Here is a 26872-nt window from a genome sequence, read left to right as displayed (position 1 = left end):
CTGTTGAGCAGTTTGTTAGCTGCTGCCGAGTAACTTGATACTCTCTGTAAATATCTGTGTAGCTGACGATATAAGCTCTGAGCGATTTGGCAAATAATCTTGAATTTTTGGTTTGATAGCTTGATCATATGCTTTCAATATTTGAGAGGTCACATCCTCAGAGTTAAAACGTAAGATATGCTCTAACCTTACATTATATTGCTCACCATACATTGTTCGAAACTCTGCAGTACCAGTATCCAGAGAACGATTAAACTTATTAATGTAATGTTCGTAGTGCTTTTTATTGAGGAGTAATATTTTGATTCTCTTTAGCTTCTCAGCCTTAACCACGACCCCATCAATAAAGAATGGTTGTCCCAACTGATATGGCACGACTATGTCATCAATCAATCTACCAAACGTTAATTCTGAAAGAATCAATGGTTTTTCAATTCCATCAACTTCTGCGTAAACAGCAAACAAGCTATTTTCCAAGATTATCTCCTAATTTTAAAAAGGCCAGCTAACGCCTTGTTAAGTAGCAGCTAACAGCCACTACACTCAAACAAAGCCACCGTAATCACTAAACTCAACCAAACCAAAATCGCCATACGTTAGCTGTCTGCTTGAACAATTTGTTATGTGGCTAGCGACTTACCCAGACAAACAGACTTGTTGGTGTTGACGTACTTTCCATAAGCGCGAACTTTCGAGTAACCATGTCGCTCGTAGAAACACACCGCATTATTATTTATCTTGCGTGTTGAAAGTATTGAGCGCTTGTAGCCTTTGATAACAGCACAACTCTCAAGCAAAGTGATTAGATAGCTCCCTGCTCCTTTGTACTTTGAATACATTCGCTTCAACTCACATGTCTCACTGTCGTGCTTACGAAATGAACCACATGCGACAGCTTTTTCACTTTGATAGATGACTAAACAAATATCAGAACCCAAGTTAAAAGAATCTGCATCAAATGAACTCTCGCCAGAATCTGATGTAAGAGCTTTAAGTTCAGAACTCAACTCTGCAACCAAATTTGCAAAATCCTCATCGCTTGGTGTTGTTTCCCTATACGTGAACTGCACGTAGCCTCCTGCCACATAACGCTTTACTAAGCGGCGCTTGCGACTAACCTGTCACGCGCACATAACTTCAAACCAAAAGTGGCGCACGTATGGCGTCCGTTTGAGTAACTTGTTAGAAACTCACTCTCCGTAAACGGCCAACTCACCACACCTCAACACCTATACCGCAGATAAAACCAAAGCGCTCGGGTTGCTGCACGAGTCACTCAAAAGAATGCAGCTTCAGCATGAGTTGTATTTGAGGTTTACTAAAACAAGCCACCCACCTAGTACTCGGTGAAGGTAATTGCCACCCAAAGAACCAGTTGGACGCACCTGAGACAATGGCATATTACCCTTGCGTTCAAACTGAATGGCGACAACACCGAAGAAGAAACGGCAGCTAAAACGGGCTTGATGGTTAGTGAATTCTCAATCTCTTCAGCGAACCCCGAACCAACAACCACAATTTCCCTTATGTTCCAGCAATCTTTCTAACGCCCTGTTAAGGTGTGAGCAACGCAATATCAATGCTGCCGCATATCACCTTAAACACAAAAACCAACGCAAAGCAAAAATGCCACGCGTTGCGAATCACTCTTAAACAGTTTGTTATACCACGACTAAAATACGACCTCTAAACTAGACAACTTGTATCTTGCCCAAGCATCCATATAGTAGTCACTGTTACTGTCCCAGAACTCTGATGGCATTTTTCTTTGGTATTTTACATTCAAAATACTGTGCTCTTTCGGTGTGACAATACAGTAGACACAGTACTTGTCGATAACATCATATACATCAGAGACTTGGGGGTTAGTTAACGATAGTAAGATGCGCACAACCTCAGCCATGGGCACAACATGCTCTTTCTCAACTTTGTCGCTATTCCGAGCTGAGATTGTCCATTGGCATTGCTCTTTTATCTTTCTTGTATCCCACTTACCTGTCCCATTTACTGCACCGACACGATACGCATACAAATTATCAACTAAATTGCGATAACAATGAGAATCATCAACTCCATCATCAACAAGAACTAGAATAGCTTTAGCAAGAGCTTCAGCTTTAACTGCATATGACATATATAGAACCGCTTCAAAAAGCCGAATCGTAAACTACTTTCTTGTATGCAGAAACTCAGTTTCTCACATAGTGGTATAACGCTTTACTAAGCGGCGCTTGCGACTAACCTGCCAAGCGCACATAACTTCAAACCCAAAGTGGCGCACGTATGGCGTCCGTTTGAGTAACTTGTTAGAAACTCACTCACCGTGAACGGCCCACTCACCGTACCGACAAACCTATACCGCAGATAAAACCAAAGCGCTCGGGTTGCTGCGCGATTCACTTAAAAAGAATGCGGCTTCAGCATAGGTTGTACTTGAGGTTTGCGAAAACAAGCCACCCACCTAACTCTCGGTGAAGGTAATTGCCACCCAAAGAACCAGTTGGACGCATCTGGGACAATGGCATATTACCCTTGCGTTCAAACTGAATGGCGACAACACCAAAGAAGAAACGATGGCTAAAATGGGCTTAATGGTTAGTGAATTCTCAATCGCTTCAGCGAAGCCCGAACCAACAACCACAATTTCCCTTATGTTCCAGCAACCTTTCTAACGCCCTGTTAAGGTGTGAGCAACGCAATACCTAAGCTTCCGCATACCACCTTAAACACTAAACGCAACGCATAGCAAAAATGCCAAGCGTTGCGAATCACTCTTAAACAGATTGTTAGCACTATTCCTCAACGTTGTATTGCTTACCTTCCAATATACCGTTGTTAGATAGAGTAATCTCCAATCGTTTAAATAAAGCGAGGAACTCAGCAATGCTAAAGTCAAAACGCAGCTTCTTAACTACAAGGTTGTTTGACTCACCTTCCAGCATTTCTGGAATGTTGGTGTAACCCTTAAGATCGGTTACTAAAAACTTCACACTGACAGGATCTTTATGTTCACCATGGTTTTCACCAATCCAAACTGAAATGCCAACGACAAAATCATCAGTAGATATATGCTGATGCTCTCTTAACCAAGAAGTCGCATCACTATGTGTGGCTTCGTCTGCTGCCACAGTTCCCTTTAGATCGTTGTACTGAACCGAAGCTTTAAAAACTTCCATAAGTGTCTCCTTTTTTCACTTGACAGTGCTAACGCCTTGCTAAGTTGCAGCTAACGACCACAACACTCAAGCAAAGCCACCGTAACCACTAAACGCAACCAAAACACAAATGCCAAGCGTTAGCTGTCGACTTGAGCAATTTGTTAGCTGCTTTCTACCCACCTGACAATTTCTTTAGCCACGGAGGCTGGTGATAAATTAGTTGTATCGACTGAATGAAGGCTTAACTCCCTTAGCTCTCTTGCGTCTACGAGTGACTCTGTTATCTTGCTTTGTTGCCAACCTCTTTCCCAGAGGCGATTTATTCGAACTTGGTCGTCACAATCCAATAGCAACCACTCGATGTCTGTGAAAAAAGATGTATCTTGGGACTGAATGTCCTCAGGAGTGTTTGGGCAAAACCAAACGACAGACTTCCCATTTGCTGTAAGTGACTTCAAAATATCAAACCACAGATTTCCATATGGAACCCATGTGTCTGGATCTGTATAAATACTGCTCTTTGCCAGTGTACTTGCTGAATCTGCAATCAAATCTATGTCAAGAAAAACACAATTTGATTGGTAAGCGTATTCTAATAACTCATTCACTACCGTCGATTTGCCAGAGCCTGGGGCTCCAGTTACTATGCGCAATTTTTTATTCACATGTTTGCCCATAAATGTATTTCATAAAAACAGCTAACGCCGCATTAAGGTGTGAGCGATACTTGGCTACACTTGAGCGAAGCGAAAATGCCAAGCGTTGCGAAACACTCTTAAATGTTTTGTTAGAAGCTATTTATCACGGTTTGCATAGACTTCTTGATATCATTTCTAGTGCTTCCTGTAACCACATAAATTCTATTACTTTCCGCTAACTCATTGTGACTATTAATCAGGTCTATTGCTCGCTTTGTTAAGCCAGATTTAGCGACTAGGATTCCGATTTTATTGGCATTATTGACAATATTGACGAACTCTTTTGCAGTGCCTAACCCCAATAACTTTGAGTACGCTTTTACCTCAACAATACACTCAGCACCCGATACATTAATTAAAAAGTCGAAATGCTGATCACTTTTAGACACTTGTACTGATTTATCTATATCAAGGTCATCGATTACTTGGCCCACCATAGCTTCGAATTCGTAAGCAGAATGAAAAGTATTCGCAGAGTGTATAACGTCACCTGTTATATTAATACTGGACGATATGTCGACTTCAGTCTCTTTATCTGCTCTAAGTTTCACAACGATACTAACTAGCGCCAGAGCGGAAATAACTCCAGTTAATGCGTATATCAAGAACGAAATCCAAGATGAATAATCACGTTCAGCCGCTGTAGGATCTGATGGCTCTTTATACTGTGAACGAAGCTCTTTTATTGCCACCATCAACTCTTTTCGTTTATCTAAAGGGATAAACTTGTTTTGTAGAAAGTCGTCTTGAATCTGATTTAGCAACTCAGGAGAAGTAAACTTGTACTTGATGGCATAAACTAGCTCTTTACCTTTAATGATTTCATCAATATCTGCTAGCGTTATCGACTGCTTATAAAACAACAACTCTTGCACATCAGCCACTAATTCTTGGTGCGCCAGTTTTTGCTTGTTTAACCCGAGCTCCTCAACATAATCTGGGACATAAAAAAAGCCTAGATACAGTGTTGCAACAACACCAATGAAGCTGAAAAGATTCCAAAAATTCGAAATCGCCCAAGACTTTAATAATTTGATTCTTTCCCAAAGGGACATTTTATCTCCTAATAGCTTCTAACGCCGCATTAAGGTGTGAGTAACGCAACCACGAAACCCGACCATACCACCGTAAACACAAGACTCAACGATGGAATGAAAAGTGCCAAGCGTTAGGAATCACTCTTAAATGCTTTGTTAGCTGAATTTATACTGCCAAGCCATTTTGTTTCGCAAATTCAAGTACTTTAGGAATGTCACCTTTGACTAGAATTGGCATTGCTTTCTCGATTAACTCAACTTCCCAGTCCCACCATGCTAGCTCCAAAAGTACTTCTTGGTCAGCTTCACTGAACCGAGTTTTAACGACTTTCGTAGGGTTACCTACCGCAATACTATACGGTGGAATATCTGTAGAAACGACTGATTTAGCACCAATAATTGACCCATGACCGATGTTTACTCCGGGCATGATTGTTACGTCATAACCAAGCCAAACATCATTGCCAATTACTGTGTCTCTGTATGCTTTAAATGGGTACTCTGTCAACGGTAGAGCTTCAGCCCACTTTTCTCCGAAAACTGCAAACGGATATGTTGTGATACCTGAAGTTGCATGGTTTGCGTCAGGCATGATGAATTGAACCCCATTAGCAAACGCACAAAATTTACCAATATGAAGTGAGTTACCCGAAATACCAAAGTTATATAGTACATTTTTAGTCAGGAACTCTGTTGGATCGTCAAAGTCACTGTAATAGCTAAAATCACCGGCATGAACATTAGTCACTTCGCTTTCGGCGATTAGAGGTTTCAAAAAGACTGTATTTTTGAAGTCTTTGATAGGAAAAAGATTGTCTGATTTCATAGAGTTATTCTCGTTCTAATTTGCCTCTATTATTCCACACGCTGTAGGTCAATGTATTCAGCTAACGCTTTGCTAAACGGCGCGTACGACCAACCTTGCCAAACACTCTGAACTTCAAACCAAAAGTGACACACGTATAGCGTCCGTTTGAGTAATTTGTTAGTTGCCTACGCCCCTATTTTCTTACTTGCGCCAAGATGCTCATTGCTTACTGCTATCTAAATTACTATCACCATTCCGTGCTTGATAGCTGACAGAACTGACATATTTCGATTAATGCGAGTTGGCGCGAAAAAGAAACCACCGAAGTCACTGAAAAACAGGTTGAGGAAGATGTCATTTCTGTTGCTCACGGACGGGCACAAAAAGCAGTGCCGCGAAACCTCGATTACTATAGAGAATGACGCTTTCACGCTGCCACCGGAAAGAAAGTTAAGCAGTGGGGCTTATCGCCGCATAGCTGAAGGGGCCATCATTTGACCACTAAATTTCAAAGTGCAACTAACGACTGCAATAAGGTGTGCCCCACTGAACTAGCAAAGCGCACCAAACTCCATACCAAAACCGCCGAGTGTAACGCATCACCTTGATTGCTTTGTTATAAATCGGTGTTTTAAACTAATGAACTTAGCTCTCTTTTGTACACATCTTCAGGTATTAAACAATCGTCACTATATCCCGGCATATCAGCAACTTGGCGACAAAAGTAATTGTGGTAATCACACAACCAATGGTATTTATACCAAACTTTTGTATTCATTCGATGCAACTCGACGGCTTCGATTACTTTTTGTTTATGTAACAGTAACAACTCAGCATTTATTCGGTAGCCATCTGAGTGCTCTTCAATAAGTTCATCAAGATAGCTAATAAAACCTTTACCGTCAGCATCGATTACGACATCGCTATTTTGTGGAGAGTGCTTTGGACTAGCGTAAAACTGTGTATGTGAGCGTACAATTTCGAGAACCTCATCCGACAATATTATTTTAGGGTCATTTGCGAATTTACTTTCCAAAGCGTATGCATCTAAAAGAGCTTTGCCGTAAATCATATTGTCATCTACGAACAGCTTTCCTACGGAAATGCCTCCCCTTACAAAATAGCCATTCAACGCCATAGACAATTGATACTCTCGAAGCGCCATTAATATAAATCCGAACTCACTTTCACCATCGGGGCTAAACCAAGGCAGTGCTAATACTATGTTGTCACTAAACACTTTCATGCTTAGAACGGAGCCTCGCTCTGTATGTTCACTGAGTCTCGCTACCATCTTTGATGTAACATCATGATATTTATGAAAAAGTTCAAGCTCATTTGGCTGCTCTGATGAGCTAGATATCATCTCGCTAAAACCTAAAACATCCATAAACACACAGTACGACCTTTTCAGTACTGGCTGCTCATCATCAAAATAGTTCATATCTTCCTCTTAGATTTATAACGCCCTGTTAAGGGGTGAGCAACGCAATACCGAAGCCACCGCATACCGCCTTAAACACTAAAACCAACGCATAGTAAAAATGCCACGCGTTGCGAATCCCTCTTGAACAGTTTGTTATGTATTTTGGTTGCAAAAATTTATTAGCAAACTTTATACATAGAATTTAATAATACTTCCTTAGAAACCTAAAGATTAGAGAAAGTAAAATAAATGCAATAAGACTTAAGTAAGCTCTCCATTTAACCTGCTCGGCATTAGATTTATTTATCATATTAAGACCATCAGAACTAGAAAGAAGAACTTCATCTCCAGCTTTAACGTAAACAGTATAATAAATATTGTCTAAATGCGTTTTAACTAGCCCAACACTTAGGTTTTCTGTATCTTTGCGCGAACCATATCCTAGGGAATAGTTATTATTTATTAAATTAAAGTCATACCCTTGAACTTTAATATCGTACTTGTGTTTTTTATCAAAAATAATTTCATAAGATAGTCCACGACCAGCAGTACCATGCTTACCTGTTACCTCAGCTTTATGGTATAACACATCGTTATCAGTGTATGGCCCCTCAACAACTCTATTTTCTATAACACATATCGACATAATAAAAATGGCTATGAGAACTCCAGGCGCATAATATGAACCACAAATTCTCCTAACAATACGAATCATGCTTTTACTCGTTTCTAGTTGCATTGACAGTAGCTCCAACGTTAATTAGTCAGTTGTCACTAAACCAATGATTAAAATACATAACGCTTTACTAAACGGCGCTTACGACTAACTTACCAAACGCACATAACTTCAAACCAAAAGTGGCCAACGTAAAGCGTCCGTTTGAGTAATTTGTTATATGGTTAACACCTTACCTAAACATATCGATCTATCTTTATGCACGTACTTTCCGTATGCCTCGATCTCGCTGTAACCATGCCGTTTATAAAAGTTGATTGCTAATTCGTTTACTCTACGCGTTGATAAAACCGCACGCTCATAACCTTTTTGGCGAGCATATGATTCAAGCTGTGAAATCAGGTAGCCACCCGCTCCTTTTACTTTAGAAAACATACGCTTTAGCTCACATGAGCTATCTTGATGTTTCCTGAATACTCCACAAGCTATCGCTTTACCTTGATCATAAACGACTATGCATCCATCGGTTCTTGAGCAAAACTCGTCACGTACAAACGAACTTTCTCCAGTGTCTGTCGTTATCGTGTTGAGTATGACATTTAGCTCTTCCACTAGAGCTGAAAAATCTTCGCACTTGGGGTCGGTAATTTTGTACTTTAGATGCATTGAACTCTCCAACCATATAACGCCCAATTAAGGGGTGAACAACGCCTCCCCCCAAACCTAAAACATTGTGCCATAAACACTAAATTTGAAGTAGAAGCAAAAATGCCGAGCGTTGTGAATCCCTCTTAAATTGCTTGTTATGTGTAAATTTTAAGGCACAAGCTCAAACAACATTTTTCCTATTGATGAATAACTAGCTTCAATAAAAGCACTATTGTCAAAGGCATATTTCTTCTTGTTGTATATGCCAAAGTTTTGGATCCAAGTTAGTTTATTACCAAAACGCTCAGCTACATGATGGCAAGTTCCACCTCGCGTTCTGGTCGCACAAAAAATAATATTAGAAAGAGGCTCAATCACATCTAGATGCTTCCTTACTTGAGATTCACAATCCCCTTGAGTCGAAACACCTACATACTTACCTTTGATTAAGAACACAGCTCTATGGTCAGTACCACCAACATTTTCGTCTAATACTACTTTTTCTGCATTATCTCTAAGAATATTAATTAGCTGATTTAAAGTTGATGTTTTTCCGGAATTTGAAGCTCCATAAAGTGCATATATTCGTTCTAGTTCCATTTTTACTCCTTACACATAACGCCTTGCTAAGCGGCGCTTACGGCCTACTTTACCAAACACACTGAACTTTTAACCAAAAGCGGCAAACGTTACGCGTCCGGTTAAGCAATTTGTTATGCATTGTTTAGTATCTGACACAAGTCCCAAAAACAACTTTGTCATTACTCATAAAAACAAATGGCTTTCTAACAGCATCTTCGTATTCATTGATCGTAAGAGCATAGATATTTGAACCTGCCCCTGCCCCTTCTTCAACCCTCATAGTGGTAACAACTTTGTAGGAGTTCTCGGTGGAACCATAATCAATAACTTGTGGTTCTGTAAAATAAGAGTTTTTCAATTCACCTGTCATATAGCCAGTTTTTCTCTCAACGGTGAATTCTTTGCCAATATATTGTTTTTTATAATACTCATATAGTTTTCCTGTATCACCCGAAGCAATACTAAAGCGATCAACTGTACATTTGTAATCAGTGCCCGCTGCTGCAACACTAAAACTTATTATGGAAACCATGTTAACCATTATGGTGCTAAGAACCTTTTGCATTGGATAATTCCTCAAAATGCATAACGCTTTATAGACGGATTATTTCCGTACTTCCGCACACGCTACCGCCTTCTAAAAACATAGAATCTAACCATGTTAGATCATTAGTGTATGAAAATCAGTAGATTAAGTATTATTAGCTTTGTTGCACATCACAAAATGCGGAAATTTTCCGTATAAGTCCTCAAATCTTACTTAGACTCAATAACTGTACATAAATACAGTATCGGAGTAAGTTATGAAATCCCCGTTTTTGAACTACATTCGTGACTTTATGCGCGCGAGGCACTATTCGGAAAGGACAATAGACGCCTACCTCTCTTGGATATTTCAGTACATTGTTTATCACGATAAAAAGCATCCAAAGGAAATGGGTACTGCGGAGGTGGAAGATTTTCTTTCCTATTTGATTACAAGTCGTAACTTGGCTATGCGTACTCAGAATCAAGCACTCAACGCGCTAGTGTTTTTATATAAACATATCCTTCATGACCCTATAGACGTCAATATGCGCTTTAAGAAATCTAATAAGAGCAAAAAGCTCCCTACAGTCCTCACAGTAAAGGAAGTAAGCAAAGTGCTTGAAAGTATGCCGCCGAGCTTTTTATTGCCAGCACAACTCATGTATGGCTCTGGCTTGCGTCTTATGGAGTGCCTTCGGCTCAGGTATCACGATATCGATTTTGATTATGGCGCGTTGAGAATATGGCGAGCAAAAGGAAATAAGAATCGAGTAGTTACGTTAGCCAGAGAGCTATTCCCAGCGATACGGCGACAGCAGCAACACGTTGAGAGTATTTGGAGACAAGATGTTAAGCAGAGTGACTATTCCGGCGTGTGGCTCCCCAATGCATTGGCGACTAAATACCCAAACTCAAACAAAGAGCTCAACTGGCAGTTTCTGTTTCCTTCTGCTCGGCTGTCTATCGACCCTACTTCTGATTTGATTCGTCGACACCATATTAATGAGTCGAGCATACAAAAAGCTCTGAAATCTGCGGTGAAAAAGACGGGGATAGAAAAGCAGGTTAGCTGTCACACGTTGCGGCATTCATTTGCAACTCACTTACTGGAAAGTGGCGCAGATATTAGAACAGTGCAGGAGCAATTGGGGCATACAGATCTTAAAACGACTCAAATATACACGCACGTCATTAACCGAGGAGCGAGTGGCGTGAAAAGTCCGTTATCTAATATTCTTTAGATACAAAAAAGGAGAGCTTTCGCTCCCCTTTTACATAGACCTAACTGCTAATTAAAGAGCAGCTTTCGCTTTTTCAACTAGAACTGCGAATGCAGCTTTGTCGAATACCGCGATGTCAGCAAGGATCTTACGGTCGATCTCGATAGATGCTTTCTTAAGACCGTTGATGAAACGGCTGTAAGATAGACCATTTTGACGAGATGCAGCGTTGATACGTGCAATCCACAGTTGACGGAATTGACGTTTCTTGTTGCGACGGTCACGGTAAGCGTATTGACCAGCTTTAGTAACTGCTTGGAAAGCTACGCGGTAAACACGTGAACGTGCACCGTAGTAACCTTTAGCTTGTTTTAGAACTTTCTTATGACGTGCACGAGCTTGTACACCACGTTTTACGCGAGGCATTATGTCTCTCCTAAACTAAACGATTGATAAACTAAAAAGAATTAAGCGTATGGCATCATACGAACAACTGCAGCCACTTCACACTTAGGAAGGATTGCATTTGGACGAAGCTGACGCTTGTTCTTAGTAGTACGCTTAGTCAGAATGTGACGTTTTGTAGCGTGCTTGTACTTAATACCACCAGCAGTTTTCTTAAAACGCTTAGCAGCACCTTTGTTGGTTTTCATCTTAGGCATGATGAATAACTCCGCATTGTTGAGTTGATTAAACAATAGTAATTAGGGCGAACAAAACCCAGCTGTTCAGAAAACAGCTGGGTTTTCTTACTTGTAAAGCCTTTAATTACTTCTTCTTAGGGGCCAATACCATGATCATTTGGCGACCTTCGATTCTAGTCGGGAAAGATTCTACTACAGCTAAATCTACAGTATCTTCTTTCAGACGATTTAGAACGTCGACACCAATGTCTTGGTGAGCCATTTCACGGCCACGGAAGCGAATTGTTACCTTCACTTTGTTGCCGTCTTCTAGGAAACGCGTCAGGTTGCGTAGTTTTACCTGATAGTCTCCAATATCAGTTCCAGGACGGAATTTTACTTCCTTAATCTGAATCTGCTTTTGCTTCTTCTTCTGCTCTTTCGCAGCTTTGCTCTTCTCGAAGAGGAACTTGCCGTAGTCCATCACACGACAGACTGGTGGCTCGGCGTTAGGGCTGATCTCTACGAGATCCATACCAGCTTCTGCAGCTGCATCTAGTGCTTCTTGAATCGATACGACACCAACAGATTCACCATCTGCACCTGTTAGACGAACTTCACGAACGCCACGAATTTCACCGTTTAAACGGTGCTGGTTTTGTTTGGCCGGTTGTTGGCCACGTCTTCCGCCTTTAATAGCTTATTCCTCCAGATTGAGCTTACGGCTAGAAACCTCGGCTTGGATGTATGAGATAAAGTCATCCACTTTAAACTTGCCTAGGTCCTTACCCTTACGTGTACGTACTGCAATTTCTCCGGCTTCCATTTCTTGGTCACCACAAACAAGCATGTACGGGATACGCTTCAAAGTATGTTCGCGGATTTTAAAGCCAATCTTCTCATTTCTCAAGTCCGCTTTGGCTCTAATTCCACTTTTTTGCAGTTTTTGTGTTACTTCTTGAACATAATCAGACTGTTTGTCAGTGATATTCATGATAACAGCTTGTTCTGGCGACAACCACGTTGGGAAGAAGCCAGCGTATTCTTCGATAAGAATACCGATGAAACGCTCAAGAGAACCTAGGATTGCACGGTGAATCATAACAGGAACTTGACGTTCGTTGTTTTCATCCACGTATGTAGCACCTAGACGACCCGGTAGGTTGAAGTCTAGCTGAACTGTACCACATTGCCATGCACGATCTAGGCAATCATATAAAGTAAATTCGATCTTAGGACCGTAGAACGCACCCTCACCTTCTTGAATCTCGAATGGAATTTCCATTGCTTCAAGAGATTGTTTTAGTGCTTCTTCAGAGCGATCCCAGATTTCATCGCTACCTACACGCTTCTCAGGACGAGTCGACAGTTTCACCACGATGTTATCAAAACCAAACGTGTTGTATGTATCGTAAACCATCTTGATGCAAGAGGTTACTTCGTCTTGGATTTGGCTTTCAGTACAGAAGATGTGTGCATCATCCTGTGTGAAGCCACGAACACGCATAATGCCATGAAGTGCGCCTGACGGCTCGTTACGGTGACATGAGCCAAACTCAGCCATACGTAGCGGTAGATCACGGTAAGATTTAAGACCTTGGTTAAAGATCTGAACGTGACCTGGGCAGTTCATTGGTTTAATCGCGTATTCACGGTTTTCTGATGAAGTCGTGAACATTGCGTCTGCGTATTTGTCCCAGTGACCAGAACGTTCCCAAAGAACGCGATCCATCATTAGAGGACCTTTTACTTCTTGGTAACCATATTCAGTCAGTTTTTCACGAATGAATACTTCTAAGTCACGGAATACAGACCAACCGTTGTGGTGCCAGAACACCATACCTGGTGCTTCTTGCTGCATGTGGAATAGATCCAACTGCTTACCAATTTTACGGTGGTCACGTTTTGCCGCTTCTTCTAGACGCGTCAAGTGCGCTTTAAGCGCTTTTTTATCGTGGAATGCAGTACCGTAGATACGTTGAAGCATCTTGTTGTCACTGTTACCACGCCAATATGCGCCAGCCACATTCAGTAGTTTGAAGTGTTGGCAGAAGCCCATGTTAGGAACATGAGGACCACGGCACATATCAATGTATTCTTCATGATGGTAAAGGCCTGGACGGTCGTCTTTAGAAACGTTCTCGTCTAGGATTTCCATCTTGTATGGTTCGCCGCGACTTTCAAATGTGTCACGAGCTTCCTGCCAGCTAACCTTTTTCTTGATAACTTGATACTTGGTTTTTGCTAGCTCTTTCATACGTTTTTCGATTTTTTCAACGTCTTCCATAGTAAGAGACTGTTCTAAATCGATATCGTAGTAAAAGCCATTGTCGATCGTAGGACCGATTGCCATTTTCACATCTGGGTACAGTTGTTTAATAGCGTGACCAAGTAAGTGAGCACAAGAGTGGCGAACAATTTCAAGACCGTCTTCGTCTTTCGCCGTGATGATTTCTAGGCTCGCATCGTTTTCAATTAAATCACAAGCATCTACACGTTCGCCATCCACACGACCAGCGATGGTTGCTTTCGCAAGACCAGGACCGATTGAAAGAGCGACATCCATTGTAGAAACAGGGTTATCAAATTGACGTTGGCTACCGTCAGGAAGAGTAATTACAGGCATGTAGTATCCTATTTACAGTGGTCTTGCACACCAAGCAAGACATGTTTTATTGGTTAGCAATTTTCAGTGAAGCGAAAACTGCCGCGATTTCATTGTGTTATCTGCTTATTTTGATGCAAATACGGATGCACCAGCCAAAGCGAACGAACATTGTAAACAAAGCTCAAGAAATAACAATCAGAAATGTGACATGTTTAATAAAACAACGATAACTCGCCTCTCTCCCATAGCGTGGCACACCTCGTAAATCCCTGCTATTACAACCTCATTCTCGTTATGTGAATCTTTGATTTCACATCAAAAGCTTCTAATCTATATATTAGGTATGTTGGAAAAAGGACTTCTTATGGACCACTCAGAATATTACGTTAAACTCAATCAAGATGGGCATTCTACCGTATATTGTGAAGGACACTTATCGCTAGGCAGCGAAGTTATCGAAGTTGAAAACCAGCTCGACCAAAATCATGATGATTCCACCGCCATCATTATGCTTGCTAATGGTACTCGAATATCCGGAGTCAAAGTCGTCGAATAAGATAAACAAAAAGTAAAAAGGAGGCATGCTTGCCTCCTTTTTAACATCCTCACTCCGTGAGTCACGAACTCGCGTTAGCGTATCTCGCTTGCTGTATCCAAGCTCTTACCTCATTAGGCGACATAATGGCAGGATCACCCAACGATTTGTCATCGGCTTCAGCAAGCTGTTTTGGCAAAATATCAATAAGCAGTTCTAGATCTTTGTGGGAATGAATCTCCTCATCAAAGACCTTTGCCATATCACGACTGTACGACGCATGACGAGCCCTTGCCGCTTTGACTAACCCTTCTAACAACGTATACCAAGTTGTCATAGGACCTTGCACAATCGAGGCAGACTCTGCTGCTGAATCAATAAAGGCAAATGGCACGGTAGTAATCGGCTTGTTGTATTCCATCGCGGCCAAGATCCAATCGGTATCAAATGAAAAATCATACACTGTTGGATTACGAAGGATAACTTGCAGCGCATCACGAGAATATAGCTTAAATGCCGCCTGAGTATCTTTAATACCTTGAGAGAATATTTGCTCCCCTATCATGCGCTGCATATGGCGTAGAGTCTTAATGCCGATGCCCCAACGCTCTTCTTGTTTGACCAAAATCGACTCTGGATGTTTGCGATTACCTAAAACCACTTGTTTGGCCTGTTCTAAGTAAGGTTCTAGCAGCAATCCTATTTGCCCTAAATGAACTGAGTTGTCAGCATCGGTATAAACAACGACATCTGCGCCCTCATCTATGGCCTTTTGGCAACCAAGTACAATCGCTCCACCTTTACGAGAGTCGTCAGCACTATTCAGAGTAGCTAACGGTCCTTCATCCGTATCCAAATGTTCCGACAGTTTAAATACTGTGACTTTATCGGGCTGCTCTGTGGTCTTAACGATACCTTTCGCAATATCAGCACTATCATGAGGGCATCCATCATCTACTGGGTAAAGATGCCAATCGATGCAACTTCCCGAAGTGATCCAAGCTAGCTGTTCTACCTTCATTCTCAACGAATCTTCACCGTTGGGGTTTTGTTCTGTTTTGGGGTTTAATCGATTGTGCTCTCCCCACATCGCAAACACCACACCAATGCGCAATGGTGTCTGGATTTTTCTTACATAGCGCTTTGAGGCAACCAATTTAACAGCTAAGCGGTATTCCAGTGGCGCTTGGTCTTCTATCGCTAATTGCTTTAAGTCGCCAACAGATAGGCTGCTCAACGCATCCAGTTGCTCTGCTAATTGCAACAAGCCCCTTTGTTGGTGATTATCGGTAAGGTCGAAATGTACGTTCGAGTTTTGGAGAAGCGTAGATGCTTGCTTGAGATCTTGATTGCTAGCCATGGTCCCTGCCCTAATTAGTGGAAACAAAAGCAGACTAGGATTTATGGACGTGAGTTCAAATAATTGTCTTCAATATATCTAGCAGGTAATTCTAAACAAACCATATGAAATCGTGTTGTTTACCTACTGTTTTTCTTGCTCTACCGGAACTGGAGCAAAGCTCCTTCGTTGCACAGCCTCGACACCCGAGCTACTCTCTGCGCCAATATTGGCTCTTGGTACTTGCCTCTCTGTGTTGAGTGTATTGTCTAAGTCCTCCAAATCAGCTTCATTTGCCAGAGCATTTATCTCATCTCGTTCTGCGGCTTCGTAATCGAACTCATCAATTGGCGTCGCGATTATCGTAACCTCGTTTTCAGCTGGCGCTGGTGAAGTTTGAATCAAGTGACGATTAGTCACCACTGCTCTAGCTGGGGCGGAAGTTGGAGCTGCATTATTAATAGCTTCGGGCGTTTCGTTAGGTTGTGATGCTGGTTTCGGCACAAAACCTTGAGATTGAGAAAAATTCGATTCAATGCCTTTTAGCTTTTTTTGTCCTGGAACCGTCTGCGTAGCTACTGGTGGTGGCGTGCTTGATGGTAAGCTTGTCTGTATGCGAGTAGATTTTAGGCCAATCTTGGGACCAGAGAATGCAAATAGATTGAGTTTTTCCTGCCAAACTTGCAAAACTGCCGCATCATTTTCCCACGATTGGTCATAGCCACCAGCAACATCAAAAGTCTGCATTTGCGTCAGCAGTTGAGTATTTGCTTGTTCATTTTTTTGATGAAGATACTGCTGCATTTGAGACCATTCCGTCCCTCCAGTCAGTAAATAACGCACACTATTAGCCCAATACTCATACGCTTTCGGGTCATTGTCTAAGTTGGCACACACCGTGGCTAGAGCTTCAGCAAGACCTGCGTATTGCCACATTTTTTCCGTACCCAGTTTTGCTTCCGAGGCTAGTATTTGCAGACTCAGTCTATGGTATTGTTCCGCTGCTTGTTTAAATCTTCCGTTACCAGCCAGTAAGGTTGGCTGACTAAATACCCTTAATTCGACGTCCTGAACCTGTGCACTCGTAGACGTGGCAAAGGAAAACAGGAATAACAACAGCAGAAATCTAATTGTAGTCATCAAACGTCTCCACTAAACACTTACCAGGATGATAGAAACGTGAGTCAAACTGTACATCTCGGTATTCTCGTGTTCCCGATGGTTGATAGAGTTTTCCATTCTGCTTGTATAGCAAGGCTTCTAGAACCCCAGCGTTGGTCTTAAGCGTAATACTCTTTTCGTACTTACTGTTTCTTTCATAGCGGCCTTCATACCAACCTCGTTGCGGATCGTAGAGTTCACGCACTAGTACCATCAAGCGGTCGGTATAATCGGTCTTCCACAGCGCCCACATTTGAAAAGCCACACGAGTCGATACCAAAGCAAGCAAATCATGGGAACTTCCATCTTCGGCTAACGTTATCCATGGAGTACCCAAGGCATAGACCGCGTCATATACAAAATAAGGATCGCCTGCTACTACATGATCACCTCGCGCGGTATAGATTCTATCTACATCCCAACGCGCTTCTTGCACTAAATAAAGAGAATCTGCCATCGCGGACATTACCGGGTCAGAGTGATTCGCATCGTTGGAACTGGTATCCGAAATCTTGTCCCAGTTAAACTCTAACCCCATCCATAAATAAGGAGTGCTATAGACAGGTCTTAGGACGTCAAAGTCTCTGGGGTCTCTGCCATCAAAAAGCAGGTCGATGCCATAAATAGTTGCAACGTCATAAGGGTCTATTCGCATCGCTTTGTAAGGTACAACTTGCCAATCTAAATAACCATAAGAGGTATATTCTTCGACGCCCAAACGCCCCTCTTTATAACGGGTCACATTGCCGCCATATATTGCACCGCCGAACAACTCACCATCTTCATTGATAAGTTCACAGAAGTTCCAGCGCAATACTGCCTTATCAATGTATTCGGTAAATTCAGGAGAAAATTGCTTAACGATGGCGAGTGCAATAAGTAAACGCCCAGTATCTAACGAGGACCATCCAATATCACTAGGTTGCAAACCATAATCCACTTTCTGTCCCGTCTGGGTGTGATAGACCTTGTGCGGAACTTGTCCCATACTCAAGTTCATGTCATTGAGAAAAGTCAGTACTAAGGTGAGTCGTTCGTCGTATTGTTTGGTTGAGATAAACTCGAACTCTTTCGCTGCGAGCAAGGCGAATAGATAATCGGCAATCCCTGACATATTGGTTGATGGGTAGTTGTCGATGCCATTAACTAATCCAGTTTGAAGCTGGGTGTTGTTCTCAATGTATTTCCAGGCAGTACTTGCCCAAGCCAACTCTTGTTCAGTTAGCTTACCGTAACGTCCCTGACGAAATGTCTGAGAAGTATTGATTGCTTCAACACCAGAACTTACACCTTGGACAATGGTTCCACAGGCATAAAGTAGAGGCAGAGCTAAAAGCAAAACAACCAGCCTTTGCATTCGATGCGCCCCTAAGACTTATTTTTCTTCTTTTTATAGTTCTCGCGTGGCAAGCACTGACCTTCATAACCAAAAGGCGATTCCAATGCTTTTTCCCACAAGCTCGGTGCTATATCGTCATGATACTTGAGTAACTTCCCTTGTTGTTTGTAGAGCAGAATTTCTAAGGTGATACCATTATTGTTCGATGTAAATGTGTTGATACGACCGGTACCATTCTCAAAAATACCCTCGTAAAACCCTTTATCTCTATCGTAAAGGTGAGAAATATGATCGAAAAGTAGATCGGTATACTCTGTATCCCATAAAACCCACATCCCCATCGCGCCCTTTACTGCAACAGCGGAGAACTGCGGTAGATATTCGCCATTCTCAGAAATAGTATTCCAAGCAAAGCCATCGGTATAAATGGTGTCATAAACGAAGTATGGAGGCCCTGCTAATTGGTGCTCGGTACGCGCAGTGATAATACCGGTTTGCTTGTATCGTTCCTCTTGTACACGATAAATTTGTAACGCGAACTCAGCCATCCATTCATTAGTATAACTGTAGTTGTGTCCTGTCCTATCGTCGGTCAAGTCCCACCCTAACTCAATACCATCTAAAACATAGCTTTCAGTTACAACGTAACTATGCGCTTTGAGCTTTCTAGGATCTCGGGTATCGTAAGGGACATCATAACCGTACAAATTGATGGTGGCATAAGGCTCTGGATCAGAGGCTTGACTAGTGTCAAACCCCCAGAGTTGGAATCCTTTGGCTGCATACTCTTCGTAACCCAATCTGCCCTCTTGCAGATACTGAACAGGCTTGTCTTTCTCCAGCAACGCACCAAACATAGTGCCGTTCTCGTCAACGACATTACAGAAATTCCATCTCAAAATCGCTTGGTCGATACCGGTCGCATACTCTGGATAACGATGTTTGACGATATATAACCAGATGAGCAATCGGCCTAAATCGAGAGCAGAATAACCGATTTCCCCTGGCTGGTTACCGTAGTCCACTTTGGCAGCAGTTTGTGTGTTATAAGCCTTGTTAGGTAACTCGCCACGGAATAGGTCCAATCGATTTAACGTTCCTATAAAGGCAATCAATCGACGGTCCATTTCCTCTTTCTCAATAATTCCTAACTCGTACGCACTCACCATACCTGCTAGGTAGGATGCCGCATCCCACCAAGTGACCGATGGGTAGTTATTTACCGCATTCACCAGACCTGTTGGCTCTTGATAATTATTCTCGAAGTACTTCCAAGCAATACGAGCCATATCCATTTCTTTTTCGGTAAGCTCACCTTGTCGAGCCTGCGGAATGCTCCAATGACTTTTACGTTCGACAATATCGTCGGAAAACTGATTATATTTATTACCACAGCCAGCCACTGCAAGCGCAACACATAACGTTGTCAAATAGCGCATGTTATTCTCCCTAATACAACCTTGTCCTTATTTTGCGCCTACGCTTAATAATGGTCCGTTTTCTATGTAGGCCAGCGACTCTAAAACAATGCCATTGGTGTTCGCGGTAATTGCTCTATTAGGTCGTCCATCAACTTCATAGCGACCCGAATACCACCCTTTGGTTTCTGAGAACAGAGGCGATACTTCACTAATTAACAAATCCGTGTATTCATTCTCATACAAGGCGTACCAACCAAACGCAGCCTTGGTAGATAGGGTTTTTAGGTGTGACTGGTCTTTACCATCATCTGAAATTGCGTTCCATTCTTTACCGTCAGAAAAAACCGTGTTGTAAACGAAATAAGGTGGCTCATCGACGTTATCTTCACTTACTGCAGTAACCACGCCAGTATCATCATATCTGCGCTCTTGAGCACTAAACACACGGTGCGCGAAGATTTTCGAGACGCTGTCAGAACCAAACTCTAGCCCATCAAGAATATAAGACTCACTAACCACGTAGTTGTGAGCATGGAACTTAGCTGGGTCGCGTTTATCGGTTGGAATTTCAATGCCGTAAATATCAATCAGGTCTAGATAATCAATATATTTCATTGAATTAAATACATCTCGTCCCATCAGGAACAGAGATTTAGACGCGTATTCTTCATAACCAATACGTCCTTCTTGCACTAACTCAAAACCGCCTTGTTCACTTGGTCTAGAACCGTATAGATATCCATCGATTAGCATTTCGCTAATCTTCCAGTGATTAAGAATGTTGTTTACATCTGCGTTGAAATTAGGATATTGCCAGATCAATATATTGAGTGGCACTAGTATTCTACCGATATCAATGGCTGACCATCCTATCCCTTCAGGAGTCGGGTTGTTTTGGTAATCCACCATTTCTAACGTTTGTGTGTTGTAAGCTTTATTTGGCAACTTACCTTCAACCAGAGGAAGTCTAGCAAGTGAACGCAACGCTTTCTGCATTCGCATTTCAAACACTTCATCAGTGATCACATTGATTTTTTCCGCAGCAATGAGGCCCATTAAATAAGAGGCGGTATCCCACATAGTCGTCGACGGATAGCCATCAACGGAATTCACCAATCCCGTGTTATCTTGGTAATTGTTTTCAAAGTAGCGCCACGCCGTATTCGCCCAAGTAAACTCTTCATGAGATAACACTCGATTTTCTTTAAGTGGGATCTCTTCGTGAGCTTCAAAGGTGATATTGCCTAACACCTTTCCGTAGTCTCGCGTCTCTATATTGAAAGCGATGACCAATGCAGTACACAGACCAAGAATGAAAACAACGTGGTGCCTTGCAGCCAATAATGCGTCTTTAAACTTCATACTTTAAATCCTCTGTGCTGGTGACTTCTTCTTTGTTTTTCTCTTCTTTTGGAGGCTCCCAAAAAGCGGCAGCTATCATTCCCCACATAGCTAGCATGTTATTGAGAATCCAGAATGTGTTGAACACTAGACCGCCACCGGAGTATTCACCCCAAGAGCCCGTGTAGTAACCGACCCAAGCATAAAAAATAGCGAAGAGACTTAAGCCAAACACCACCATTTGAGGCAATACAAGTTTGGCAAAATTACCTGTTTGTCTTTCTTTTGGTGTGGTTGGGAAGCTAATTTTGCGTCCTCTAAGCACTGTCCAAAGCGCACGCAAATTAACTGGGAAAAATGACAAGAAATTTGTCTTACCTTTGTAGCCAGCCACACCCCAAGTGCCCACCATCATCGCGATTTCCGCAGTTAAGATGTACGGCAAGAAATGTAAATAAAAGGTCACATCATAAGCACTAACAGGAGCGATTGAGGTAAGAAAATAGATTATTGGACAAGCGAGAAAAATGATATTCCAGACTGCCGATAAGTTAGACCAGAAGCTCGCGCCATACATGAGTTTTTGCTTAAAGCTCAAGCCCTTCCTGAAAATCGGATTGTCATTCATAAAGATGTCGATGGAACCACCAGAGTACTTAAAGCGCTGAACCGTCCAAGTTTGCAAGTCTTGCGGTGACAGCATTTTACTTTCTACTCTCGGATGCATTACCGAACGCCAGTTTCGTTCTGTATCTGAATGAAGCACAATCGAAGTGTATAAATCCTCTGATACGTGGAATTTGTATGGCGTAAATTCCGTATCAAACAAAATCTCATTTCTAAGGTTGTCTGAAATCGACTGATCAACCTCTTTTTCCTTAGTTAGTTTTCGTATCTGCTTTTCAACATCTTGTTGCTCTTTGGTGATCTGTTCAGCGTATGCTCTTAGCGCTGCTTCCATTACCGCCTCGCGTCTATGAATCGAGCCTGCACCACAACAAAATGACGCGTTTACCCAGTTACGACGACGTTGAATAACGTCATAGAACATTTGCGGATCATTGACAAAAGGATCCTGGCCAAAGGTCACTGGCCCGTAAAACTTTTCTACTCCTTTGCCAAGAGCGGCGGCAGCTTTACCAAATTTACGCTCCAGCCAGACCGGAAGACGAACTCCTTCTGGTAAATCAAAGAACCATTGTGGTGTCTGGACCCAAGCCACATTTGGGTCTCGGAAATAACCTAGCGTATTCTCTAGAATCGTAGGTAGTGGCCTAGTGTCAGCATCACAGATAACCACGAAATCACCATAAGTCTGTTCCATGGCATTTCTCAGATTACCGGCTTTGAACCCCACATTTCCCTCGCGAGTGATGTATCCAACATTCATCTCCTCTGCAAGTGCCTTCATCGACTCCCGTTTGCCATCATCAAGAATGAAAATTTTCATCTCGATGTCATGGGGATAAGTAATTCGTTGGGCGTCTTCAATACTCAGTCTGACGAGGTCAGGCTCTTCGTCATAGCTCGGGAAAAAGACATCGACCGCTAACGGCCTGTCCTCGGCGGAGTCTTTAACACATTGATTGATATTTGATGGTGGCTCTTTCTTAGGTTCATCTTTAGTTTTCCATAAGTTAAACGTAAACAATATAGAGCCGATAAATGCACAAGATTCTGCAAAAGCCAATGGAAGTGAAAACCACAATGCATCCATGTTCAGAGCGTAAGTCCAACGCCACCACAGGTACCAAACACCTAACGTTAAATTACACGTCGCTAAATATTGATACAGCAACTCTCTCGGTATACTGTGAGGTACAGGTTCCGGCGGCACTCGATGTTCATACTTTTGAAAATAGTTGTCCATTTGCCTAGCTTCCCTATAGAAAATGAAATTTCCTACTTATTAACCCTAATGTGTCGATTTAAAAACACCTATCATTTAACGCTCTGCACATTAGTAATCTCCTTTGGAATAGTGATTACTGGATATCACTTCTCCATCCCTTGACTTAATATCAATCACAAACTCTGAACCCACCATATTTAGCGGAACTGAAGCAATGTCAGAAATCGAATTTGAAGCGATAATTACATCGTTTTGTTCCCAACATAAATTGAGTTTATTGTTATTATCGAAACATTCGAGCGACACGGTTGCTTTTGAAAATTCGCTTCTTGAGTCATTGATTACACTGATATTTATAATCTTAGACGACTTGTCATTATTTACACTGGCAATCGCTAAAATAGGCTGAAATGACTCTTTAACTGCAAAATAGGCAGGTTTAGGATTTCGTTCTGCATCAAGAATTGCCCAAGTTACGGCTTGCCAACTATCCACAAACATAAATTGATATATTGCAGCGATGCCTTTATTTTTTTTCAATCTAAGTTGCTCAGCGGCGTATTTATTCACTTGCCTTTGATATTGCTGTGTATTAGCAATATAGTCATTAAGAGAGTTCCCTACTTCCACCCCTGCAATATTGAGCGTTTCATGATGCTGATAATTATGATACGAAAGCTTCTTAAGCTGTGCTTTATTGAGTGGCCAATTAGACTCCCCATTCAATATTGTTTCCACAACATCAACATCAGGGAAAGACTGTGCCCCAAATTCACTGATGATTGGCGGGCCTGCGATTTTACGGTAGTCCTTATAATGACCCGAATACCAACCAAACCATGGATGCTCATGGGTGTAAGACGCTTCTCTTGCAATACGATGGTCGCCCGTTGCTTTTAAAGCCTGATAAACGGCTTTAGTAAGTTCCAAATTATGGTCAGGTTGATAACTTTGGTACTTATATTTCATCCACGTTGCATCCCACGGCGGTTCATTGTGAGCGCTCCAAAATGCGATAGAAGGATGGTTGTATAGCATATCGGTCATATCTCTGGCCTGAGATTCTGCTTCAGAGACCAAACCAATTGAGTCCTCATAACCCCATTGCAATGGGAAGTCTTGCCAAACAATTAGACCGAGCTCATCTGCTTTATCATAAAAACGCTTACCTGCAACATGAGCATGTACTCGAACACTATTGATGTTGGCTTCTCGCATCAACATCAAATCACGTTCATATTCTTCATTCCCCATTTCACCTAGCCACTGACTACCAATGTAATTAGTCCCACGAATAAAATACGGTTGGAAGTTTACGTAGAAATGTTGGTTGTCCTCTGAATATTCAAAATGTCGAAAGCCTATTTTTTCAGAGCGTTGATGAGACAAAATTCTTTCACCTTCGAATACTTCAACACTAAGGTCGTATAAAGTTGGCGTTCCCCAATCATATGGCCACCACAGTTCCCTCTTCATACTAGGAATGGTCCAAAGGATGTCCGATTTTCCTTTAATCACCGAACGAGTAAATTCGTAGCGTTCAATCGTCGCTTCAGATCGTTCGGTGTTATGACGTTGCAGTGTGATAACAATGGTTGCGTCAGCGGTAATACTGCTATCCAAAGTCAGTTTAAGTTGCCCAGTCGTCTCTCCATCACGACTTATCTCAGGGACAAATTTAAATGCTTTTATCGCTATCGGGCCAGTTCTCTCGAGAGCTACGCTTCCCCATATTCCTCCAGAATTTGCTTCTTGTCCTCTATCGGACCAAGCTCCCCCAGGTCGAGTGTCATGGTGATTTAGAACGCCTTTAATCTCTTTTTTGTTGAGAGACCAATCTTCTACTTTCTGGTCATTTTCGCTCGTTACCACCACAGAGAGTTGATTGTCGTTAGATTTGATAACATTTGTGACTTCGTAATCAAAGGGGGCGAAATATCCGCTATGAGGCTTGAAAGGAATATTGTTGAGTGCAACTCGTGCTTGATAATCGACAGCATCAAACTTGAGCCAGTAACGCTTCGATGAGTCATAATTACTGACATCGAAGTTAGTCTGGTACAAAGCACTACCTGAATACTCTACACCTGAACTGTACCAATTTGATGGAACTGCGATGCTCGTTTGCTCTGCATTTTCAGAACTAAGCTTTTTGAAATCCCAATAGCCATCCAATGACTGGGTGGCATCAGTGTGAGCTAGCTCGGTAGACGTACAGCCTACCAATAGTATTCCAATACTTAACTTTGCAATCCAACGCCACATCCCAGCCACCTATACCACCGCGTCATATGACTTAATTAAATGGAAAGTATTGCGGTTGTCATCGAATGTTAGTTCGACTTTATCAACTAAAGCCGCAAGAATAATAAAGCCTCTGCCTGACGTTACCCACGTGTCGGGGTCGTCCGCGTCCGGTTCAATAAAATCGGCCTCAAGCGCAGACGCAAAATCATCTTGAGACATTCCTTCTCCGAAATTGGTGATATCAACGGTGATCGTCGAATCTGTCAACGTACTTACAATTTCTATAACCTCACCCTCACGCTCTTTATAAGCATGCTCAAAAGCATTATTTACCAACTCAACCACGCACAGCTCTAGTTCATCAATAACACTGTTTTTGACCGCTTGTTGAGACCAAAATGCCTTCAGGTCATCGGCAACATTTCTTGATGTAATCAGTGAGCTTTCATAAGTGTGAGTAAATACATTGCTATCAACCATGCTTTCTCCCATCACATTTTATTAATCACATCGGCTAAACGATTTAAAGCTGGGTGTGGGCGCAGGTTAGTCCATTGAGTTTTATCCTCAACCTCACCGTCATGTCCTATGCCAAAATCACCAAAGATAGTCTGTTCCTCGACAACAGCATTGGTATGAATTTGTGTGTAATCAAACACCAGAGAATGTTTTATTGTCGCATTGGCGTCCACTTGACAGTTTGCGCCAATCAAAGCGGGACCAGTGATGGTCGCACCCTCCTTAATTTGACATCCACTACCAATAACAACTGGCGGAACAATATTGCATTTTTCAAGATCGACTTGGGTGTTAATCCCGAGCCAGATACCCGCTTTCACTTGCGTGCCCGGCACTCTATAACCTGGAACTTTTCCGCTCAATACATCCTCGGTAACACCCCAAATATCCTTGATGTTACCGACATCCAGCCACTGAAAGTTCATTTCAACAGCGTAAAACGGTACATGTTGCTCTACGAGTTTAGGGAATAACTCACTACCAATATCAAACTCTTGGTCGCTAGGAATATAGTCGAAAATAGCGGGTTCAAAGATGTAAATACCTGTATTGGCAAGATTAGACAGCGCATCTTCGCGAGCGGGCTTTTCCTGAAAACTTTGCACCAAACCTTTATCGCCCGTTACCACAACACCGTATTTTTCGACTTCTTCTTCAAGCACTCGTTTGGTTATAATGGTCGCAATACCTCCGCATTTTTTATGCTTGCGAACCGCCTCTTTCAAATCAAGGTCAATCCACGCATCACCACACACCACGACAAACGTCTCATCAAAGAATCCTGAAAACTCTTGAATGCGTTTCATCCCCCCAGCCGAACCTAGGGCTTTGCTTTCAAACTTGCCGTCTTTAAGCTCTCCCTCACAAGAATAAGAAAGCTGAACATCAAAATGGTGACCATCGCCGAAATAGTCTTCTATTACCTCAGCCAAGTGACTCGTATTAATGACAATCTTAGTAATATTGTGTTGAGCGAATAACTCAATCATCGACTCCATTACAGGTTTACCCAATATCGGGATCATAGGTTTAGGTATCTGCTGAGTGATGGGTCTAACTCGAGTCCCCTTGCCTGCCGCCAATATCATTCCTTTCATTGCCTATCC

At 42.2% G+C, this 26872-nt stretch carries 28 protein-coding genes; 3 read left to right on the top strand and 25 right to left on the bottom strand.

Features of this window, described 5'->3' with window-relative positions:
• Positions 1–15: 15 nt before the first annotated feature.
• Positions 16–477, bottom strand: a complete 462-nt coding sequence (locus HOP38_RS07290) for a hypothetical protein (RefSeq protein ID WP_031418943.1) — start codon at positions 475–477, stop codon at positions 16–18.
• 143 nt (positions 478–620) lie between these two features.
• Positions 621–1070 carry a GNAT family N-acetyltransferase gene (locus tag HOP38_RS07285; protein ID WP_198557757.1) on the bottom strand — a complete coding sequence of 150 codons (450 nt, stop codon included), beginning with the start codon at positions 1068–1070 and terminating at the stop codon, positions 621–623.
• 276 nt (positions 1071–1346) lie between these two features.
• Here HOP38_RS07285 and HOP38_RS07280 point away from each other — a divergent pair, with 276 nt between their 5' ends.
• Complete coding sequence (locus HOP38_RS07280) at positions 1347–1547, top strand: hypothetical protein (RefSeq protein ID WP_198557756.1); 201 nt, start codon at positions 1347–1349, stop codon at positions 1545–1547.
• A gap of 125 nt (positions 1548–1672) precedes the next feature.
• Here the strand turns inward: HOP38_RS07280 and HOP38_RS07270 are convergent, their stop codons facing one another.
• The 10 genes from HOP38_RS07270 to HOP38_RS07215 all read right to left on the bottom strand — a co-directional run bounded on the left by HOP38_RS07270 (position 1673) and on the right by HOP38_RS07215 (position 9598).
• On the bottom strand, positions 1673–2134 hold the full coding sequence (locus HOP38_RS07270; protein WP_198557754.1) for a hypothetical protein: 462 nt from the start codon (positions 2132–2134) through the stop codon (positions 1673–1675).
• Positions 2135–2792: 658 nt separating this feature from the next.
• A complete protein-coding gene (locus tag HOP38_RS07260) occupies positions 2793–3176 on the bottom strand; it encodes a hypothetical protein (RefSeq protein WP_198557753.1) in 384 nt (127 codons plus the stop codon).
• A 143-nt stretch (positions 3177–3319) separates the two neighbouring features.
• Entirely contained in the window at positions 3320–3835 is a 516-nt protein-coding gene (locus tag HOP38_RS07255; protein WP_198557752.1) for an AAA family ATPase, read from the bottom strand.
• A gap of 110 nt (positions 3836–3945) precedes the next feature.
• On the bottom strand, positions 3946–4911 hold the full coding sequence (locus HOP38_RS07250) for a restriction endonuclease (protein ID WP_198557751.1): 966 nt from the start codon (positions 4909–4911) through the stop codon (positions 3946–3948).
• 148 nt (positions 4912–5059) lie between these two features.
• Positions 5060–5719, bottom strand: coding sequence for a CatB-related O-acetyltransferase (locus HOP38_RS07245; protein WP_198557750.1), 660 nt, complete (start codon positions 5717–5719; stop codon positions 5060–5062).
• A gap of 613 nt (positions 5720–6332) precedes the next feature.
• Entirely contained in the window at positions 6333–7145 is an 813-nt protein-coding gene (locus HOP38_RS07240) for a hypothetical protein (protein ID WP_198557749.1), read from the bottom strand.
• A gap of 184 nt (positions 7146–7329) precedes the next feature.
• The gene (locus tag HOP38_RS07230) at positions 7330–7866 is read right to left on the bottom strand and encodes a hypothetical protein (protein ID WP_242456515.1); all 537 of its coding nucleotides are present in this window, start codon (positions 7864–7866) and stop codon (positions 7330–7332) included.
• 153 nt (positions 7867–8019) lie between these two features.
• Positions 8020–8469 carry a GNAT family N-acetyltransferase gene (locus tag HOP38_RS07225; protein WP_198557747.1) on the bottom strand — a complete coding sequence of 150 codons (450 nt, stop codon included), beginning with the start codon at positions 8467–8469 and terminating at the stop codon, positions 8020–8022.
• Positions 8470–8619: 150 nt separating this feature from the next.
• Entirely contained in the window at positions 8620–9051 is a 432-nt protein-coding gene (locus HOP38_RS07220) for an ATP-binding protein (RefSeq protein ID WP_058965619.1), read from the bottom strand.
• A 124-nt stretch (positions 9052–9175) separates the two neighbouring features.
• A complete protein-coding gene (locus HOP38_RS07215) occupies positions 9176–9598 on the bottom strand; it encodes a hypothetical protein (protein ID WP_198557746.1) in 423 nt (140 codons plus the stop codon).
• Between the two features lie 238 nt (positions 9599–9836).
• Here HOP38_RS07215 and HOP38_RS07210 point away from each other — a divergent pair, with 238 nt between their 5' ends.
• Positions 9837–10802, top strand: a complete 966-nt coding sequence (locus HOP38_RS07210; RefSeq protein WP_198557745.1) for an integron integrase — start codon at positions 9837–9839, stop codon at positions 10800–10802.
• A gap of 51 nt (positions 10803–10853) precedes the next feature.
• On the opposite strand, the gene rplT is transcribed toward HOP38_RS07210, so the two are convergent.
• The 4 genes from rplT to thrS form a co-directional block, all read right to left on the bottom strand.
• Positions 10854–11207: a 50S ribosomal protein L20 gene (gene rplT / locus HOP38_RS07205; RefSeq protein ID WP_004401084.1), complete on the bottom strand. Its 354-nt coding sequence runs from the start codon at positions 11205–11207 to the stop codon at positions 10854–10856.
• A gap of 41 nt (positions 11208–11248) precedes the next feature.
• Entirely contained in the window at positions 11249–11443 is a 195-nt protein-coding gene (gene rpmI / locus HOP38_RS07200) for a 50S ribosomal protein L35 (protein WP_004401085.1), read from the bottom strand.
• A gap of 106 nt (positions 11444–11549) precedes the next feature.
• Complete coding sequence (gene infC, locus HOP38_RS07195; RefSeq protein ID WP_081411588.1) at positions 11550–12101, bottom strand: translation initiation factor IF-3; 552 nt, start codon at positions 12099–12101, stop codon at positions 11550–11552.
• A 3-nt stretch (positions 12102–12104) separates the two neighbouring features.
• Complete coding sequence (thrS, locus tag HOP38_RS07190) at positions 12105–14030, bottom strand: threonine--tRNA ligase (protein ID WP_031494507.1); 1926 nt, start codon at positions 14028–14030, stop codon at positions 12105–12107.
• Positions 14031–14376: 346 nt separating this feature from the next.
• Here thrS and HOP38_RS07185 point away from each other — a divergent pair, with 346 nt between their 5' ends.
• Positions 14377–14568: a hypothetical protein gene (locus tag HOP38_RS07185; protein WP_063605343.1), complete on the top strand. Its 192-nt coding sequence runs from the start codon at positions 14377–14379 to the stop codon at positions 14566–14568.
• Between the two features lie 61 nt (positions 14569–14629).
• On the opposite strand, the gene HOP38_RS07180 is transcribed toward HOP38_RS07185, so the two are convergent.
• The 9 genes from HOP38_RS07180 to HOP38_RS07140 all read right to left on the bottom strand — a co-directional run bounded on the left by HOP38_RS07180 (position 14630) and on the right by HOP38_RS07140 (position 26863).
• Positions 14630–15907 (bottom strand): glycosyltransferase, encoded by a 1278-nt coding sequence (locus HOP38_RS07180; protein WP_198557744.1) that lies wholly within the window; start codon positions 15905–15907, stop codon positions 14630–14632.
• 123 nt (positions 15908–16030) lie between these two features.
• Complete coding sequence (locus HOP38_RS07175) at positions 16031–17026, bottom strand: hypothetical protein (protein ID WP_198557743.1); 996 nt, start codon at positions 17024–17026, stop codon at positions 16031–16033.
• Complete coding sequence (locus HOP38_RS07170; RefSeq protein WP_006070678.1) at positions 17013–18404, bottom strand: DUF3131 domain-containing protein; 1392 nt, start codon at positions 18402–18404, stop codon at positions 17013–17015. Before HOP38_RS07170 ends, HOP38_RS07175 begins: the two co-directional genes overlap by 14 nt.
• 11 nt (positions 18405–18415) lie before the next feature.
• Positions 18416–19825 (bottom strand): DUF3131 domain-containing protein, encoded by a 1410-nt coding sequence (locus HOP38_RS07165; RefSeq protein WP_006070677.1) that lies wholly within the window; start codon positions 19823–19825, stop codon positions 18416–18418.
• Positions 19826–19852: 27 nt separating this feature from the next.
• Complete coding sequence (locus HOP38_RS07160; protein ID WP_124941086.1) at positions 19853–21169, bottom strand: DUF3131 domain-containing protein; 1317 nt, start codon at positions 21167–21169, stop codon at positions 19853–19855.
• Positions 21159–23018, bottom strand: coding sequence for a glycosyltransferase family 2 protein (locus HOP38_RS07155; protein ID WP_006070675.1), 1860 nt, complete (start codon positions 23016–23018; stop codon positions 21159–21161). Before HOP38_RS07155 ends, HOP38_RS07160 begins: the two co-directional genes overlap by 11 nt.
• A 90-nt stretch (positions 23019–23108) precedes the next feature.
• Positions 23109–25265, bottom strand: coding sequence for a glycoside hydrolase family 2 protein (locus tag HOP38_RS07150; RefSeq protein ID WP_198557742.1), 2157 nt, complete (start codon positions 25263–25265; stop codon positions 23109–23111).
• Between the two features lie 9 nt (positions 25266–25274).
• A complete protein-coding gene (locus tag HOP38_RS07145) occupies positions 25275–25727 on the bottom strand; it encodes an ATP-binding protein (protein ID WP_031496075.1) in 453 nt (150 codons plus the stop codon).
• A gap of 11 nt (positions 25728–25738) precedes the next feature.
• A complete protein-coding gene (locus tag HOP38_RS07140; protein ID WP_124941083.1) occupies positions 25739–26863 on the bottom strand; it encodes a nucleotidyltransferase family protein in 1125 nt (374 codons plus the stop codon).
• Positions 26864–26872: the final 9 nt, after the last annotated feature.

It is taken from the genome of Vibrio mediterranei, from assembly GCF_013364395.1.
GTDB lineage: Bacteria > Pseudomonadota > Gammaproteobacteria > Enterobacterales > Vibrionaceae > Vibrio > Vibrio mediterranei.
This window is presented reverse-complemented; position numbering and strand designations above follow the sequence as displayed.